This is a genomic window from Pseudomonas sp. IPO3747 (assembly GCF_013385245.1).
GTDB lineage: Bacteria > Pseudomonadota > Gammaproteobacteria > Pseudomonadales > Pseudomonadaceae > Aquipseudomonas > Aquipseudomonas edaphica.
Genome location: NZ_JACAQL010000007.1, coordinates 102,661 through 120,105, shown reverse-complemented (window position 1 = coordinate 120,105; position 17,445 = coordinate 102,661). Strand labels below are relative to the sequence as shown.

Here is a 17,445-nt window from a genome sequence, read left to right as displayed (position 1 = left end):
AGAGGTGCTAATGGTATTGATTCTTATCTGCCCTGTAAAACGCGGCGGACGAATGAGTGGGTAAAAACCGTAAGGCAAAAGTGTAAAGAATGTAAATTCAGTGCGAATAGTAATGTATCGCAATTGATAGAAAGTCTTGTTGACCCTATATTCCGCGGCCTCACCTCCTTGGGGAAAGGACTTGTTATGTCGCGCACTACGCTAAAAACACCTGCCAGTTCACCACGCATGCTGGCTTCGGCCATCGGCGTTGCACTCAGTGCCAGCTCTGCCGCCCAACTGGCGCAAGCGGCCGAAAGCACCGAACCAAAAGGCGAGCGCAACAGCATCTCCCTCGGCGCCACCAGCATCACCGGCCAGGAACAGGACAACACCTCCTACCAGGTCGAAAAAGCCTCGTCGCAAAAATACACCGCGCCGCTGGTGGACACCCCGCGCTCGGTCACCGTGGTGCCGCAGCAAGTGTTGAAAGACACTGCCGCCACGTCGCTGCAGGATGCCCTGCGCACCGTACCGGGCATCACCTTTGGCGCCGGCGAAGGCGGCAACCCCCAGGGCGACCGCCCGTTCATCCGTGGTTTTGACGCCCAGGGCGACACCTACCTGGATGGCGTGCGCGACACCGGCGGCCAGAGCCGCGAGATCTTCGACATCGAGTCGATCGAAGTCAGCAAAGGCCCCAATTCCTCGTTCGGAGGCCGTGGCTCGGCCGGCGGCAGCATCAACCTGGTGAGCAAGACGCCACAGGCGCGTGACTTCACCAACGGCGGTTTCACTTACGGCTCCGACCAGACCCGCCGCTACGTACTCGACGTGAACCGTCAGTTCCTCGACAACGCCGCGTTCCGTTTGAACCTGATGAGCCACGAACAGAATGTGGCCGGCCGCGACACCATCAACTACGACCGCTGGGGCGTGGCACCGTCGCTGACTTTCGGCCTGGGCACACCGACCCGCGTCAACTTCAGCTACTACCACATGGAAAGCGACGACCTGCCTGACTCGGGCATTCCGTATGGCTACAGCTCGCCGACCGCCACTGCCCACGGGCATGACAAACCCACCGACGGCGGCGACAGCAACAACTTCTACGGTTTGAAAGACCGCGATTTCCGCAAGACCCGCGCCGACATCAGCACGTTCTCCATCGAGCACGACCTGAACGACAACATGACGCTGAAAAACACCCTGCGCCATGGCAGCACCGGCCAGGATTACGTACTCACTCAGCCGGATGACAGCCAGCGCAACGTCAGCCGTTTCGGCACCGTGTGGCGCCGCGCCAACACCCGCGTGTCAACCACCGACACCACCACCAACCAGACTGATCTGTTCGGCAACTTCCAACTGGCGGGCATGAAACACTCGTACTCCACCGGCCTGGAATTCACCGGTGAAGAAACCCGCGTCAGCAGCTACACCGTCAGCCCGAACAGCAACCCGACCTGCACCGTGGCCAAAGGCAGCCTGGGCGGCCAGTGCACCTCGCTGAGCAACCCGACACCGGATGACGCCTGGACCGGCAGCGTGGCACGCAACTACATGGGCACCAACACCAAGGCCACCAGCCGCGCAGCCTATGTGTTCGACACCATCGAGCTGGACCCGAAATGGCTGCTGAACGTCGGCGTGCGTTACGACACCTTTGATACCCAAGCCAACACCAACGCCGTAGCCGGGCGCAGCAAGCTCAAGGACGACAGCCAGTTCTTCAACTGGCAGGCGGGTCTGGTCTGGAAGCCGCTGGAAAACGGCAGCATCTACACCTCCTACGCCACCTCGGCGCAGCCAGTCGGCGGGCTGGTGGGTGAAGGGCAAGAAACCAATGGTTTCGTCACCGGCATCAACACCAGCGACCTGAAACCCGAAGAGACCGTCAACTACGAGCTGGGCACCAAGTGGGACCTGTTCCACAACCGCCTGTCGTTGACGGCAGCAGTGTTCCGTACCGAGAAGAAAAACACGCGAATCCTGGTGGACTCCAACACCTTCGAAAACGGCGGCGAATCCCGTGTCGATGGCCTGGAACTGTCGGCCAGCGGCAAGCTCACCGATCAATGGCAGGTGTTTGCCGGCTACAGCTACCTGAAAAGCGAACTGGTCGACCCAGGCAAGATCGGCAACCGTCAAAACGTAGTGTCGGCCGGCTCCAACAAAGGCAACCAAATGCCCAACACGCCGAAGAACACCTTCAGCCTGTGGACCACTTACGACATCACGCCAAAACTGACCATCGGCGGCGGCGCGTTCTACGTCGATCAGGTGTACGGCGACCCTGCCAACACCGTGTACGTGCCGGCTTACACCCGCTACGACGCGATGGCCAGCTACAAGCTGACCAAGAACGTCGACCTGCAATTGAACGTGCAAAACCTGACCGACAAGACCTACTACGACAAAGCCTACGCGGCGCACTTTGCCAACCAGGCCGCCGGGCGTACGGCGCTGTTGACCACCAGTTTCCACTTCTAAACCCGGTCAACGTTCAGCCAAAAGCCCCACGCATCGGATGCGTGGGGCTTTTGCGTGTAAAACAGAATTTTTCTCGTTAACCCACGGCATAATGCGCGCCGTGACAACGACATCCAGATGAGCGAGGCGGTCCGACGTGTTGAAAAAAACCCTGTTCCAATTGCACTGGTTCTTCGGCATCACTGCCGGGCTGGTGCTGGCGTTGATGGGGATAACCGGGGCTGCGGTCTCGTTTCAGGATGAAATCCTGCGGGCGCTCAACCCCACAGTCTTGAAGGTCGAAAAACGCGAAGCCGGTGTGCTGCCGCCTGCCGAACTGGTGCGCAAGCTTGAGGCCACCGAAGGCAAGACCGTATCGATGCTGTGGGTGGAAAGCGACAGCGGCAACGCCGCGCGTGTGTTCTTCACCGCCCCGCCGGGCGAACGGCGTGGCCAGATGCGCTACTTCGACCCCTACACCGGCGACTACATGGGTGACGCCGTCGGCCAGGATGTGCTCGGCTTTATCTTGCAGTTGCACCGTTTCCTCGCCATGGGCGAAACCGGGCGTAACATCACCGGCGCCTGCAGCCTCATCCTGGTGTTCTTCTGCCTCTCGGGCCTGTACCTGCGCTGGCCGCGCCAAGTGGCAAGCTGGCGCGCCTGGCTGACGCTGGACTGGCGCAAGAAAGGCCGCAGCTTCAACTGGGACGTGCACTCGGTGTTCGGCACCTGGTGCCTGTTGTTCTATCTGTTCTCGGCGCTCACCGGCCTGTATTGGTCCTACGACTGGTACAGCCAGGGCCTGAACAAACTGCTGTCCGACGCGCCGCAAAACGAGCGCCTGCGCAAACGCGGCCCGCCGCCCGAAGGCCCGGCGCCGGTGGCCAACTACGACGCCATATGGAGCAGCATCTACGCCAACGCCGGCCCCGGTTTGATCGCCTACAACATTCGCATGCCGGCCGTCGCCGGGCAGCCAGCCATTGTGTATTACCTGCTCAACACATCGCCCCACGACCGCGCGCTGAACCAGATCAACCTGGACCCGTCCTCCGGCGAGGTCAAAACCCACGCCCCGTACGCCAGCAAGACGCTCAAGTCCCAATTGCTCACTAGCATTTATGCGTTGCACACCGGCAGCTACTTCGGTTGGACCGGGCGCATCCTCCTCACCCTCAGTTCGCTGATGATGCCGTTGTTCTTTATCACCGGCTGGCTGCTGTACCTGGACCGTCGCCGCAAAAAGCGCCAAGTGCGCGACGCCCGCAAAGGCCTCGGCGCCAACCACAGCGATGCGCCGGCCTGGCTGATCGGCTTTGCCAGCCAGAGCGGTTTTGCCGAGCAGTTGGCCTGGCAAACCGCCGGGCAATTGCAGGCCGCCGGCTTGCCGGTGAAAGTGCAGCCGCTGGGCAGCGTCAGCCAGCACGACCTGAGCCAATCGCAGCATGCGCTGTTCGTGGTCAGCACCTTCGGCGACGGCGAAGCCCCAGACAGCGCCCGGGGGTTTGAGCGCAGCGTGCTCGGCCAGGATCTGTCGCTCAAAGGCTTGAACTACTCGGTGCTGGCCCTGGGTGATCGCCAATATGAACACTTCTGCGGTTTTGCCCGGCGCCTGCATTTCTGGCTGACCCACCAGGGCGGCACGCCATTGTTCGCCCCCGTGGAAGTCGACAGCGGCGACAGCGAAGCGCTGCTGATGTGGCAACAACAACTGGGCCAAATCACCGGCCAAGCACCGGCAGCGGCCTGGCAAGCGCCTCAGTTTGAAAACTGGACCCTCACCCATCGCACCCTGCTTAACCGCGACAGCGTTGGCTCAGACATCTACCTGCTGGGCCTCACGCCGCCCGCGCCGCAAAGCTGGCTGGCCGGTGACCTGGTGGAAGTGCTGCCGCGCAATTGCCCGTGGGCCATCGAGCATTTCCTCGCAGGCCTGGGCCTGGTCGGCAGCGATGGTGTGTTGATCGACGGCCTGGCGCAAACCCTCAACCAGGCTTTGGCCACCCGCCAACTGCCGGACAACCGCGCGCATCTGGTGGGCCTGCACGCACAAGCGCTGGTCAACGCGCTGGTGCCCTTGGGCATGCGCGAATACTCCATCGCCTCGATCGCCAGCGACGGCGTGCTGGAGCTGATCGTACGCCAGGAGCGCCACCCCGACGGCAGCCTGGGCCTGGGCTCGGGCTGGCTGACGGAATACGCCGCCATCGGCTCCGGCGTCAGCCTGCGTCTGCGCCGCAACAGTGGCTTCCACTTGCCCGAAGCGCCGGTGCCGCTGATCCTGCTGGGCAACGGCACCGGCCTGGCCGGCCTGCGCAGTTTGCTTAAAGCGCGCATCGCCGATGGCCAGCAGCGCAACTGGCTGTTGTTCGGCGAACGCAATATTGCCCACGACTACCTGTGCCAGGACGAGCTGCAAGGCTGGCTGGCCAGCGGTGACCTGGCCCTGCTGGACCTGGCGTTTTCCCGCGACCAGGCAGAGAAAATCTACGTACAGGACCGCCTGCGCGAATCGGCAGACGTATTGCGTAGATGGCTGGCCGAAGGCGCCGCGATTTATGTGTGCGGCAGCTTGCAGGGCATGGCCACGGGTGTGGATCAAGTGCTGCACGAGGTGCTGGGCAGCGAAGCGGTGGAGCGTTTGATTGAGCAGGGCCGCTATCGTCGGGATGTGTACTAAGCCCTCATACCGATCGTTCCCACGCTCTGCGTGGGAATGCATCCCGTGACGCTCCGCGTCACCGCCCTAAAAGCCGACGCGGAGCGTCCATGGCGGCGTTCCCACGCAGAGCGTGGGAACGATCGTCCTCAAGCGGGCTGCAGCTTTTGCTCGAACACCGAGACCCCATCCAAGTCACGCAAGATCACGGTCAACTCCGCCGTCTGCCCGTCAATCTGCACTTCACCAAAAAACTGAAAACCGGCAAACGGCGAAGTGTTCTGCGCAGGCGGAGCCTTCTGGAACACCACCTCCGGTCCAAAGGTTTTGTCCAGTTGATTAGGCCCGAAGCTCCCCGCATTCAGCGGCCCGGCCACAAACTCCCAGAACGGCTCGAAATCCTGAAACGCCGCGCGGTCCGGGTGGTAATGATGCGCCGCGCAGTAATGCACATCCGCCGTCAGCCACACATGGTTGCGCACCTGCTGCGCGCGCAAAAACCCTAACAGTTCGGCAATCTCCAGCTCACGACCTTGGGCCGGGCCTGGGTCGCCGTTGGCGATGGCTTCCCAACGTGGCACTCCGGGGCTGACTTCACCGTCGGGCACGCCGAGGCCGATAGGCATGTCGGCGGCCACGACTTTCCACTGCGCCTGGGAGGCCTTGAGTTCGCGCTTGAGCCAGTCCAGTTGCTCACGGCCCATAAAGGGCTTTTCGCCGCCCAGATTGTCGTCGTTAGGCCCGCGATAACTGCGCATGTCCAGCACGAACACATCCAGCAACGGCCCGTAGCTGAGCTTGCGATAGATGCGCCCACCGCCATCGGCGCTCTGGCGGCGCATCGGTGAATACTCCAGCCAGGCCTGGCGTGCGCGGCCGACCAAGGTGTTGATGTCCTTGGTCTGGTAACGCTCATCGAGCACCTTGCTCGGCGACCAGTTGTTGATCACCTCGTGGTCGTCCCACTGCCAGATCTGCGGCACTTCGGCATTGAAGCGGCGCACGTTTTCATCCAGCAGGTTGTAGCGATAATTGCCGCGATATTCGTCGAGGGTTTCGGCGACTTTGCTCTTGGCTTCAGTGGTGATGTTGCGCCAGATGCGCCCGTCTTCAACGGTCAGCTGGGCCGGCACTGGGCCGTCGGCGTAGATGGTGTCACCGCTGTGGATAAAAAAGTCCGGCAGGCGCAGGCGCATGGCTTCGTAAATGCGCATGCCGCCGATGTCCGGGTTGATGCCGAAGCCCTGGCCGACAGTGTCGCCGCTCCACACAAAACGGATATCACGACGCTGCTGCGGCACGCTGCGCAAGTGGCCGAACCACGGCTCGCTGGCCACGCCGGTCTGGGCGTCTTCAAAGTGCACACGGTAGAAAATCGCCTGATCGACCGGCAGCCCGGTGAGTTCGACGCGGGCGGTAAAGTCGGTGCGGCTGTCGGCCAGGGGCGAGATAAATTTGCGCGGGTTGCTGAACACACTGCGGGTGTCCCACTCCACCACCATCTTCGCCGGGCGGTCGCTGCGGCTCCAGATCATCGCCCGATCGCCCAGCAAGTCGCCGGACTGCACGCCGTCGGTGAGTTGGGGGCGGTCCTTGACCGAGGCGATCACTGCCGGCGCCAGGCCCGGCAGCAACAAACCGGCGCCAACGGCTTGCATCACGCGGCGACGGCCGAGATCGAAGTGGCTCATGCAGGTGCCCTCTTGAGTATCAAAAGGGCAACTTAAACACGGGAGCATGAAGCGGATGTGACACCGACCGTAAGAACACTGGAGATCAAAGGTGGGAGCTGGCTTGCCTGCGATAGCGGTGAATCAGTCACTGAAAGGGTGACTGACAGAAAGCAATCGCAGGCAAGCCAGCTCCCACATTTTGAACAGTGTCAGGCCTTGGCTGAAGTGACCGACAGCTCCGCCGCCTCGGGACGCTTGATCAGCGCATACACCAGCCCAGTCACCAAGCTGCCCGCCACAATCGCCAGCAAATACAGGAGCGCATGGTTCATTGCATTCGGAATCACCAACACAAACAAACCGCCATGGGGCGCGGCGAGTTTGCAGCCGAAGTACATCGACAGCGCGCCGGTCAACGCGCCACCGGCGATGCTGGCCGGGATCACCCGTAGCGGGTCTTTGGCGGCAAATGGAATCGCGCCTTCAGAGATAAAGCACAGGCCCAGGATCATTGCGGCCTTGCCCGCCTCGCGCTCGGTCTGGGCGAACTTGCGCCGCGCCAGCAAGGTGGCGATGCCCATGCCGATTGGCGGCACCATCCCAGCGGCCATGGTCGCCGCCATCGGTGCACCACTGGACGCGGCCAGCAGGCCGACCGAAAACGCATACGCCGCCTTGTTGATCGGCCCGCCCAAATCCACACACATCATGCCGCCCAACAAAATGCCCAGCAGCACCGCATTGGTGGTGCCCATGGTGCTGAGAAAATCCGTCAGCCCCGTGAGCAACCGCGCCACCGGCGGGCCGACCAGATAGATCATCGCAAGGCCCGTGAACAGGCTTGCCAGCAGCGGGATGATCAGGATCGGCTTGAGCGCCTCCAGGCTTTGCGGCAATTGCACCGCGCGGGTGATCAGCTTGACGCAGTAACCGGCAAGGAAACCGGCGAGGATGCCGCCGATAAACCCGGCGCCCAAGGTGCCCGCCAGCAAGCCGCCGATCATGCCCGGCGCCAGGCCCGGACGGTCGGCAATCGAATAAGCGATGTAGCCCGCCAGCAACGGCACCATCAGCATAAAGGCCTGGTCGCCGACGGTTTTGAGGGCGGCAGCCAAGGTGCCTTTTTCTTCAAAAGCATGGATGCCGAACACAAACGACAAGGCGATCAACAGCCCGCCCGCCACCACCATCGGCAACATGAACGACACGCCGGTGAGCAAGTGCTTGTACACGCCGGTTTTTTCTTTTTTGCCGACCGCACCGCTGGCGGCGTTTTCTACCGCGCCTTCGGCCAGCGCCTTGTTGAGCGTGGCCTCGGACTGCTTGAGGGCGATGCCGGTACCACAGCGGTAAATCTTCTTGCCGGCGAAACGCTCAGTGGCGACTTCGATATCCGCCGCCAGCAACACCACATCGGCATCGGCGATGGCCTGCGCGCTCAACGGCGTGCGTGCGCCCACCGAACCTTGGGTCTCGACCTGCAAGTCATAGCCCAGGCGCTTGGCCGTTTGCTGCAAGGCTTCGGCGGCCATGAAGGTGTGGGCCACGCCGGTCGGGCAGGCCGTGATCGCGACGATACGCGGGGCATTCTTCGCCGCCACCGGCGCTTGGCTGGCGACGTATTCCTGGGCCTCTTCGGCACCACGGCGCAGCACCGCGTCGACATCCGCCAGCGCCTGGGCCGGCGTGCTCTGGAATACACGCTTGCCGACAAACCGCTGCATATCCACCGGCGTGCTACTGACCAGCAACACCCATTCGGCAGCATCGATTGTGGCTTGAGACAACTGGCGCTCAGGGTGCTGCACATCTACGACTTCGGTGCTGGTGCTCCAGCCCTGGCGCTGCGCGGCGGCGTCCAACAAGCGGGCGCACAGCACACTGGTGACCATGCCGTTCGGGCAGGCGGTAACAATGGCTAACTTCATCACAAACCCTCTTATTGTTCTGTCAGCGTGCGCACATGGACGCCGCTTTCGAGGCGCGCCAACTGCGCGTCATCGCTGATGCCAAAACCGATCTGCGTGACCGCCATGGCGGCAATCGCCGTGGCCCGGCGCAAGGTGGTTTCCGGCAGATCAAACCTGAGCAGACCGTGCAGCATCCCGGCCAGCAACGAATCGCCCGCACCCACCGTGCTGGCGACGCTGACCTTGGGCGGCGTGGCATGCAGCGCGGTGCCTGGGCTGAACCAGTTCACGCCCTCGGCGCCGTGGGAGACCACCACATGCTCCACGCCTTGAGCATGCAAACGCTCGGCGGCCTGGGCCTGCTGTGCGATGGAGTCGGTGGCGCAATCGAGGGCTTCGGCGAGTTCTTCGGTGTTGGGTTTGATCAACCACGGGCCGGCCTTGATGCCCGCGCGCAAGGCTTCGCCGCTGGTGTCGAGGACGACTTTCAGGCCGAGGCTTTTCAAATGCACAAGCAAACTCTGAAACCACTGCGCGCTGACGCCGCGCGGCAAACTGCCAGCGACTACTACGGCAGCATGCCCCGGGGCGATCAGGGTCAATTGATTGAGCAAGGCCAATTGTGCCTGCTCACTGACCTGCGGCCCCGGCGCATTGATGTCGGTCACCCGGCCATCCTGTTCAGCGATCTTGATATTGCTGCGGGTTTCGCCCGGTACGCGAATAAACGCATCGGCAAAACCACGCCGTGCGATCAGCGCGTCAAACGCTTGCGGGTTGTCTTCCCCCAGAAAGCCACCGACGGTGACTTCATGCCCCAAGTCCGCCAGCACCTGGGCGACATTCACACCCTTGCCGGCAGCATGGGTCAACAGGGTTTCGCTGCGGTTGACTGCACCGGGTTCCAGGTGTGCCAGGCGTACCGTAAGGTCCAACGCCGGGTTCAGCGTCAGGGTCAGAATCTTCGCCATTTACACGGCCTCCACTAGGGCTCGCACTTGCGCGGGCGAACCCACCGCAAGCGCTTTTTGCGCCAGGCCCTGGGCCTCGCTCAGACTGAATTCACGCACCCGCGCCTTCACTTCGGGAATGCTGCGGGCCGACACACTCAACTCATCCACACCCAGCCCGACCAGCACCGGCACCGCCAGCGGGTCCGCCGCCAGTTCGCCGCACACGCCGACCCATTTGCCATGGGCATGGGCGGCGCGCACGGTGATGTCGATCAGTTGCAACACGGCCGGGTGCAGGCCATCGGCCTGGGCCGACAGGGTTGGGTGGCCACGGTCGATGGCCAGGGTGTACTGGGTGAGGTCGTTGGTGCCGACGCTGAAAAAGTCGACTTCCTTGGCGAGTACCGGCGCGAGCAAAGCGGCAGACGGTACTTCGATCATGATGCCCAGTTGCAGGTCGGCCACCGGGATTTCCAGGCGCAGGCGCTCGGTCATATCGCGGGCGGCTCGCCATTCATCGACACTGCCGACCATGGGAAACATGATGCGCAGCGGGCGGTTGTCCGCCGAGCGCAACAGCGCACGCAATTGCGCCTCCATGATCTGCGGGCGCTGCAAGGTCAGGCGAATGCCGCGCACACCGAGGAAAGGGTTTTCTTCCTCGGCAATCGGCCAATACGGCAGCGGTTTGTCGCCGCCCACATCCAGGGTGCGCACCACCAGCGGGCGACCGCCAAGGCCGTCGAGCACGCGGCGGTATTCGGCTTCCTGGGTGGCTTCATCCGGTGCTTGCGGGTGGGCCATGAAAATCAGCTCGGTGCGCAGCAGCCCGATGCCTTCGGCGCCCTGCTCCACCGCCGCCGCAACGCCTGCGCTTTCACCGATATTGGCGAACACTTCCACGGCATGGCCATCGCGGGTCATGGCCGGTTCGTGACGCTGGGCCGAGGCCGCTTGCAGGCGCTGTTCGCGAGTGTCGCGCTCGACCGTGGCGCGTTGCAGGGTGGCCGCGTCGGGGTCGACATGCAGGCGGCCGCGCTGGCCGTCGAGCAATAGCTGTGTGCCAGCGGCCAGCAACAACACCGCCGCGCCGGCGCCTACCAAAGCAGGAATGCCCAAGGCACGCGCAACGATGGCACTGTGGGCCGTGGCGCCGCCACGGGCGGTGAGGATGCCGGCGACGCGGGTTGGGTCCAGGCGGGCAACGTCAGAGGGGCCGACTTCGTCCATCACCAGAATGTAAGGCTCGCTTGGCTCCTGGGCGGTTTCCAGGCCGCACAATTGCGCCAGCACCCGGCGGCCAATGTCGCGCAGGTCGGCGGCGCGCTCAGCGAGCAAGGCATCCTGCAGCGACTCTTGCTGTTTGGCCGCGGCTTCGATCACGCTCATCCACGCAGCTTCGGCGCTTTCGCCCTGCTTGAGGCGCGTGTCGACCTCGTCGGTCAGCTCCGGGTCGTCGAGCATTTCCTGGTGGGTGATGAAAATCTCGCGGATCGCCTTGGATTGGCTGCGCTCGATCAAGCCCTGGATATCAGCGCGCACGTCGGTGAGCGCGGCGTGCAGGCGCTGGCGCTCAATGGCCGCAGATTCGCCGCGCAGCGGGTAATCGAAGACCTGCTGGGTCTGGATATGCGCCGGGCCAATGGCAATGCCGGGCGCGGCGGCGATGGCCTGGACCTGGCTGCCGGACACAGGCGCGCTGATCGCCGGTTCAATATCAAGGATGGCAGGTTGGGCACTCACGGTCGGCAGCGGCTCGACTTCTTCGCCAAGCCCTTGCTCCACCGCTGCCAGCAGCGCGGGCAATGCATCACCGGCAATCGCAGGTTCAGCGACAAACTCCAGCACCTGGCCGCGACGGGCGCCGAGGCTCAGCAACTTGCTCAGGCTTTTCACCGAGACGGCACCCACCGGGCCATCAACGATGCGCACGCGGATATCGCCGTCAAAACTTTTCGCCAATTGCGCGAGGATCTTCGCCGGCCGCGCATGCAAACCATGGGCATTGGCCAGGGTGATGCGCGCATTCGGCCAGTCCGGCGGCAGTTCACCGCCCAATACTTCAAGCACCGCCCGGCTGCTGGTAGCGCGGCCCAATTCCTGGCCGCGACCTTCAATCAACAAGGCGCACAGGCGTTCGAGCAAGGTTTGATGCGCCTCACCCAGGCTGGCCAGGCAGAACAGGCCGTTCAGGGGCTGGCCGAGGTAACGCATCGGTTTGTCCGGCGTCACGAACGCAAGGCCTGGGCGCTTCACCGTCTGCTCGCTGTGCAGCCACCACAGGCCATCGCCCAACGGCAGCGCGTCGACTTGCTGCAACACGGCGGCGAAACCATTACTGACACAATCGGCCTGACGCAACAGGCGTGCGCCACGCCAGACCAGCTCTTCAAAATCGTCGGCCGATACGCCCAGGCTGATCATCTGCGCGTCCAGCGCCAGTTCCTGTGGTGCGCCTTGCAGCAGTTTCAGCAAGGCTTCGGCGGAGCCGGCACGCCGCAGCGCCTGGCCCAGGTCGGTTTCTCCGAGGGCGCGGGTGAGCAGTTGCAGCAGGCGCAGGTGTTCATCGGATTTGGCCGCGATGCCGATCGCCAGGTAGACGATCTGGCCGTCGCCCCAATCCACCCCTTCGGGAAATTGCAGCAGGCGTACGCCCGTGGAAAACACTTGGTCACGGGTTTCCGGCGTACCGTGGGGGATGGCAATACCTTGGCCGAGAAAAGTCGAGCCTTGGGCTTCACGGGCTTGCAAGCCGCTCAGATAACCCTCGGCGACCAGGCCATCGGCCACCAGTTTTTCCGCGAGCAGGTGCAAGGCAGCAGATTTATCCACAGCCACCTGGCCCATGGAAATCTGCTCTACAGTGAGCTCAAGCATGCCGTTCTCCTAGTTAGTGCACTGTGGGCACTAGGTATTGTTTTGAATAAATCAGCGCAGGCGCGTTCATAAATAACTGACTGAGTGGTCAATTGGCAGTAGTCACTCAGTGGCGAACATCGTAAAAATACGCTTGCTGAAACGTTTAATCTAGAATTTATGGCAGATTATGCGCTAATTATGCAAGCTTGAAGGACCACTCGGCACTTGAGCTCAGACAATAGTCGTGTGCAGGAATCGGTTACGATTGGACAAAATGTCGGGGCAAGCTCTAAAAAACAAGGAAATCCCGGTTTGAAACTCAGTGATATCGCACGTCTGGCCGGTGTGTCCGTTACCACCGCCAGCTATGTCATCAACGGCAAGGCCGAACAGCAACGCATCAGCAGCGCCACCGTCGAGCGTGTGCGTGCTGTGGTCGAAGCCCATGGCTTTACGCCCAACCCTCAGGCCGCCGGGCTGCGCAGTCGGCACACGCGCACCTTGGGCTTTATCTTGCCCGACCTGGAAAACCCCAGCTACGCACGCATCGCCAAGCTGTTGGAACAAGGCGCGCGGGCGCGCGGCTACCAACTGCTGATCGCCAGCTCCGATGATGAAGCCGACAGCGAACGCCAACTGCTGCAACTGTTCCGCGCGCGGCGCTGCGATGCACTGTTCGTGGCCAGTTGTTTGCCGGCCAGCGATGACAGCTACCGTGAGCTGCAAGCCAAGGGCCTGCCGGTGATCGCCATCGACCGGGTGATGGAACCCGGGCAGTTCTGCTCGGTGGTCAGCGACGACCGCCAGGCCTGCCAGCAACTCACCAGCAGCCTGTTGCAGCCGCTGCCCAAGCAGATCGCGCTGATCGGCGCACACCCCGAACTGAGCATCAGCCAGGAACGCGCTGCCGGTTTCCGTGAAGCCTTGAGAGACTTCAAGGGCGACGTGCTGATCGAGCAGGGTGAAGCCTTCAGCCGTGACTGTGGCCGCCAACTGATGGAAGAACTCCTGCAACGCCTGGGGCATTTGCCTGACGCGCTGGTGACGACTTCCTACGTGCTGCTGCAAGGTGTGTTCGACGCGTTGCATGACTTCCCGCTCAAGTCCCGGCCGTTGCGCCTGGGCACGTTCGGCGACACCCAACTGCTCGACTTCCTGCCCTTGCCGGTCAACGCCATGGCCCAGCAACATCAACTGATCGCCGACACCGCCCTGCGCCTGGCCCTGGCGGCCATCGAAGAAGAACAGTATGAGCCCGGCGTGCATGCCATCGGCCGGACCTTCAAGCAGCGCATTCACGAGGCTTGAGCGTGGAGCTGATCGACACCCACACCCACCTGGACTTCCCGGATTTCGACACGGATCGCCGGGCAGTCCTCGCCCACAGCCGCCAACTCGGCGTGCAGCGCATGGTGGTGCTGGGTGTGTATCAGCAGAACTGGCAACGGCTGTGGGATCTGGTGCAGGACGATGAAAGTTTATTTGCCGCCTTCGGCCTGCACCCGGTGTATCTGGAGGATCATCGCCCCGCCGACCTGATCGAGTTGGGTGATTGGCTGACCCGTCTACAGGGCCATCGGCAACTGTGCGCCGTCGGTGAGATCGGGCTGGATTACTTCCTCGAACAGTTGGACCGCGAACGTCAGCAAAGCCTGTTTGAAGCGCAGCTGAAACTGGCTGTGGATTTCCAGCTTCCAGCCCTGCTGCACGTGCGCCGCAGCCACGCGGCAGTGATCGCCACCCTCAAACGCATCCGCCTGCCGCGCGGCGGCATCATTCATGCGTTTGCCGGCAGCGTTGAGGAGGCCCGCGAATACATCAAACTCGGCTTTAAACTGGGCCTGGGCGGCGCGGCCACTTGGCCCCAGGCGCTGCGTATGCACAAGGTGCTGACCCAGCTGCCGCTTGAGGCGCTGGTGCTGGAAACCGATTCGCCGGACATGGCGCCGGCCATGTACCCCGGCCAGCGCAACAGCCCGCAACACCTGCCGGCTATCTGCGACGCCTTGGCCGAACGCATGGGCATCAGCCCTTCAGTGCTGGCCGAAACGAGCACACGCAACGCGTGCGAGCTGTTCAACTGGTAGCACGTTGACCACCTGCAAATCCAAGGTCAGTCGCTGCCGGTGGCGCACGTAACGCAGCGTCAGAAAGTGCATAAGTACCACTATCAATGAAACGTTGAGCTGCCCGACCATACTGATCAGGCCGAGCCACTCGGCCACCATCGCCACGATCAGCACCGCGCTGGTCAGTACCATCATGCTGGGGTGCACCATGGCCCAGTGGTCCAAGGATTTGAACTGGCGCAGTTGCCTGGGGCAGTTCAACTCCAGGACCCGCTGACAATACGGGCAATCAAACGGCTCACGGATGGCAATGGCGTTCAATTGCCAGGGCTTGAGTTCGAAGGTGATGTCGCAATGGGCGCAGTGCCCTTTGATGCCGATAACCGCCGTCATCGCGTTGCCTCCCGAGTACCCGGATTGGGTGAAACAAATTCTCACCCAATCACATGATCAAAACAGGCACACCGAAAAATAAGGACAGGCACCACAAACCATCAAGCCTATTCCTACGCGCAGGTCTTACACACGAAACGCCCCGATCAAGTGCTTCAGTTCAATGACCTGCAACGACAGCTGCCGGCTGGCGGCCTCGGTCTGCTGCGCGCCCTGGGCCGCATGTTCGCCGGCTCGATTGATTTCGACGATGTTTTGGTCGATATCCTGCGCGACTGCGGTTTGCTGCTCGACGGCGGCGGCGATCTGCTGGTTCTGATCGACGATCATGCCCACGGCGCCAAGGATATTTTCCAGGGCCTGCTGGACCTTTTCCGACTGAGCCACGGTACCATCGGCCATGGTATGGCTGGTGCCCATGGCCTTCACCGCTGCGCCTACACCGCTGTGCAAACGGCTGATCATCTGTTCGATTTCTTCGGTGGAATGCTGCGTGCGCCGGGCCAGGGTGCGCACCTCATCGGCCACCACCGCAAAACCACGCCCCTGCTCACCGGCGCGCGCCGCCTCGATCGCCGCATTGAGCGCCAGCAGGTTGGTTTGCTCGGCGATGCTTTTGATCACTTCCAGCACGCTGCTGATGGACTGGCTGTCGGCGGCCAGTTGATTGATCACCCGCACCGATTCATCAATCTCCGACGCCAGGCGCGCAATGCTGCCCTGCTGGGATTGCACCAGGCCACGGCCGGTGACGGTTTCGTGGTTGACGCTATGGGCGCTGTTGACCGCCGCCGCCGCGCTGCGTGCCACTTCCTGGGCGGTGGAAGACATCTGGTTCATCGCCGTCGCCACCTGTTCAATCTGGCTGCGCTGGCCGGACACCGCCTGATTGCTTTGCGAAGACACGGCCTGCACCTGGCCGGCTTGCAGCTCGACCTGGCTAACGGTGTGCCCCACGCGTTCGATCAAGTCGTGGATCTTGGCCACAGTGCCGTTGAACACTTGGCCCAGGTCGCCCAGTTCATCGCGACTGTGGGCCACAAACGTGACGGTCATGTCGCCGGCCGCCACCTTGTCCATCATCGCGCCCAGTCGGCGCAAGGTGGTGCGCGTGGAGGCATAGAAGCCTGCATACAAATAGAAGATCAGCAAGAACACCGCCACCAGGGCACACACCAGCACCACCATGTGCGTGCGGTTTTGCGCCAGGCGCTGCTGCAGTTGCTGCTCAAGGAACCTCAGGGTGGTGTCATTGAGCTGGTAGGTCTGGGCCATCAGTCGGCTGACATCTTCGTAGAACCCCTGCCACGGCGCGTCGAGGGTTTGCGCCATGACGACCTGCTCTTCAAACAACTCGCTGCCTTGTTTGAGGCTGGCACTGCTGGCCTGGGCCAAGCTGTCGAGCGCCGTGTGCGCGGCGGTACTGGCGCCCAGGGCATCCTGCAGCTTCAAGGCGTATTCAGCCTGGAGTTTTTCCAACTGTTGCAACAGTTCGTCAAAGCGCGTGCTGGAGGATGAATTGAGAAAGCCCTGGCCGAGGGAGTACGCGCCCATGGCCCGCCCCTCGCCGAGGGTTTGGGTGACTTGCGCGGTGACGCTGGTGAGCAGCTCACTGAGCTGGCGCAAATCACTCTGAGGGTCGCGGCTCAAGCCGGACTGGCTGGCGATGATCTGGCTCAACATCTGCGCCTTGTTGAGTAATTTGCCGATCAGCGCGCTTTTGCTCAGCAGCGAGGTTTCTTGCTGCTGAGCCTTGAAGGCGGCGATTAACTCGTCGCGTTTGCCCTCGAAGGCGCTGGCTTGCTCAGGGTCGACGGTCATGGCGTTGAGGCTTTGCAGGCGGCTCAGTACGCTCTGCTCAAGGGTACTGATCTTGCCTTCGAGGTCGCCGGCCTTACCTGATTGCCCCAGCACCGCGTTGATCTGCACCTGATTGTTCAGGGTCTCCAGATCGCGCCGCAGGGCCAGGCTGCTGCCGAGCAAATCGAGGCTTTGCAGTTCAATGCGGGTGCCCTGGAATTGCGACCAGGAGTCACGCACCAGAAAATAGTTGGTCGCCAGCATCGGCAGCAGGAACAGCACGCTGATCAGGCTGAACTTCATGCCAAAACTCAGGCGGTTCATCAGGGCGACAGCGGGATAGAGCAAGCGCTTCACGGGTGAGCTCCCTTTCTTATTTTTATTGAGGCGCAGGGCGGCGGCAGATAGCCACTATTTGGCGCTCTGACTGTATAGCTCAATTTGAAAGGGAGTTTTGTAACGTAAGGTTAACGGCTTGGAAATTCACCACAGACCCAATGTGGGGATGCAGGCACCTTGGTGTATCAGGCATACCGAGTTGATGCCATCGCAGGCAAGCCAGCTCCCACATTTGACCGAGTATGGCTCTGCTGTTGCTGTTGCTCTGGCCCTTACATCCTTTTCGATGACGAAGTCAGCGGTCTTTTGATCTGCGCTTTTGATCTTGATCTTGAT

Annotated in this window: 11 protein-coding genes and 1 pseudogene; 4 read left to right on the top strand and 8 right to left on the bottom strand. The window is 62.2% G+C overall.

The genetic code is table 11. From position 1 onward, the window contains the following. The first annotated feature begins 186 nt into the window (after positions 1-186). Positions 187-2,472, top strand: a complete 2,286-nt coding sequence (locus HX790_RS11400) for a TonB-dependent siderophore receptor (protein WP_176991551.1) — start codon at positions 187-189, stop codon at positions 2,470-2,472. Positions 2,473-2,608: 136 nt separating this feature from the next. After that, complete coding sequence (locus HX790_RS11395; protein WP_176991550.1) at positions 2,609-5,134, top strand: sulfite reductase flavoprotein subunit alpha; 2,526 nt, start codon at positions 2,609-2,611, stop codon at positions 5,132-5,134. A 128-nt stretch (positions 5,135-5,262) separates the two neighbouring features. Here HX790_RS11395 and HX790_RS11390 read toward each other — a convergent pair whose 3' ends face one another. The 4 genes from HX790_RS11390 to ptsP form a co-directional block, all read right to left on the bottom strand. After that, positions 5,263-6,804 (bottom strand): alkaline phosphatase, encoded by a 1,542-nt coding sequence (locus HX790_RS11390; RefSeq protein WP_099548346.1) that lies wholly within the window; start codon positions 6,802-6,804, stop codon positions 5,263-5,265. A 191-nt stretch (positions 6,805-6,995) separates the two neighbouring features. Beyond that, positions 6,996-8,714 carry a PTS fructose-like transporter subunit IIB gene (locus HX790_RS11385; RefSeq protein WP_176991549.1) on the bottom strand — a complete coding sequence of 573 codons (1,719 nt, stop codon included), beginning with the start codon at positions 8,712-8,714 and terminating at the stop codon, positions 6,996-6,998. Between the two features lie 11 nt (positions 8,715-8,725). Beyond that, positions 8,726-9,667 carry a 1-phosphofructokinase gene (gene pfkB / locus HX790_RS11380; RefSeq protein ID WP_017138303.1) on the bottom strand — a complete coding sequence of 314 codons (942 nt, stop codon included), beginning with the start codon at positions 9,665-9,667 and terminating at the stop codon, positions 8,726-8,728. Next, on the bottom strand, positions 9,668-12,526 hold the full coding sequence (gene ptsP, locus HX790_RS11375) for a phosphoenolpyruvate--protein phosphotransferase (protein WP_176991548.1): 2,859 nt from the start codon (positions 12,524-12,526) through the stop codon (positions 9,668-9,670). 294 nt (positions 12,527-12,820) lie between these two features. Between ptsP and cra the strand changes: the two genes are divergently transcribed. Both cra and HX790_RS11365 read left to right on the top strand, forming a co-directional pair. After that, positions 12,821-13,816: a catabolite repressor/activator gene (cra, locus tag HX790_RS11370; protein ID WP_017138305.1), complete on the top strand. Its 996-nt coding sequence runs from the start codon at positions 12,821-12,823 to the stop codon at positions 13,814-13,816. A gap of 2 nt (positions 13,817-13,818) precedes the next feature. Beyond that, positions 13,819-14,595: a TatD family hydrolase gene (locus HX790_RS11365; RefSeq protein ID WP_017138306.1), complete on the top strand. Its 777-nt coding sequence runs from the start codon at positions 13,819-13,821 to the stop codon at positions 14,593-14,595. Here the strand turns inward: HX790_RS11365 and HX790_RS11360 are convergent. The 4 genes and pseudogenes from HX790_RS11360 to HX790_RS29485 form a co-directional block, all read right to left on the bottom strand. Next, positions 14,542-14,970 carry a hypothetical protein gene (locus tag HX790_RS11360; protein WP_017138307.1) on the bottom strand — a complete coding sequence of 143 codons (429 nt, stop codon included), beginning with the start codon at positions 14,968-14,970 and terminating at the stop codon, positions 14,542-14,544. The genes HX790_RS11365 and HX790_RS11360 overlap by 54 nt on opposite strands. 126 nt (positions 14,971-15,096) lie before the next feature. Next, the gene (locus tag HX790_RS29850; protein ID WP_370589494.1) at positions 15,097-15,801 is read right to left on the bottom strand and encodes a methyl-accepting chemotaxis protein; all 705 of its coding nucleotides are present in this window, start codon (positions 15,799-15,801) and stop codon (positions 15,097-15,099) included. A gap of 153 nt (positions 15,802-15,954) precedes the next feature. Continuing rightward, a pseudogene (locus HX790_RS29845) lies at positions 15,955-16,158 on the bottom strand (HAMP domain-containing protein); the annotation flags it as partial. A 1,095-nt stretch (positions 16,159-17,253) separates the two neighbouring features. Continuing rightward, positions 17,254-17,445 (bottom strand): hypothetical protein (locus HX790_RS29485; protein WP_218174662.1); only part of this gene is annotated, 192 nt, incomplete at its 5' end.

What these genes read in the sequence shown, in the direction of transcription:
- HX790_RS11400 (WP_176991551.1), top strand. Translation starts at nt 187, where the DNA reads ATGTCGCGCACTACGCTAAAAACACCTGCCAGTTCACCACGCATGCTG.
- HX790_RS11390 (WP_099548346.1), bottom strand. Translation starts at nt 6,804, where the DNA reads ATGAGCCACTTCGATCTCGGCCGTCGCCGCGTGATGCAAGCCGTTGGC.
- HX790_RS11385 (WP_176991549.1), bottom strand. Translation starts at nt 8,714, where the DNA reads ATGAAGTTAGCCATTGTTACCGCCTGCCCGAACGGCATGGTCACCAGT.
- pfkB (WP_017138303.1), bottom strand. Translation starts at nt 9,667, where the DNA reads ATGGCGAAGATTCTGACCCTGACGCTGAACCCGGCGTTGGACCTTACG.
- ptsP (WP_176991548.1), bottom strand. Translation starts at nt 12,526, where the DNA reads ATGCTTGAGCTCACTGTAGAGCAGATTTCCATGGGCCAGGTGGCTGTG.
- HX790_RS11360 (WP_017138307.1), bottom strand. Translation starts at nt 14,970, where the DNA reads ATGACGGCGGTTATCGGCATCAAAGGGCACTGCGCCCATTGCGACATC.
- HX790_RS29850 (WP_370589494.1), bottom strand. Translation starts at nt 15,801, where the DNA reads ATGTCTTCCACCGCCCAGGAAGTGGCACGCAGCGCGGCGGCGGCGGTC.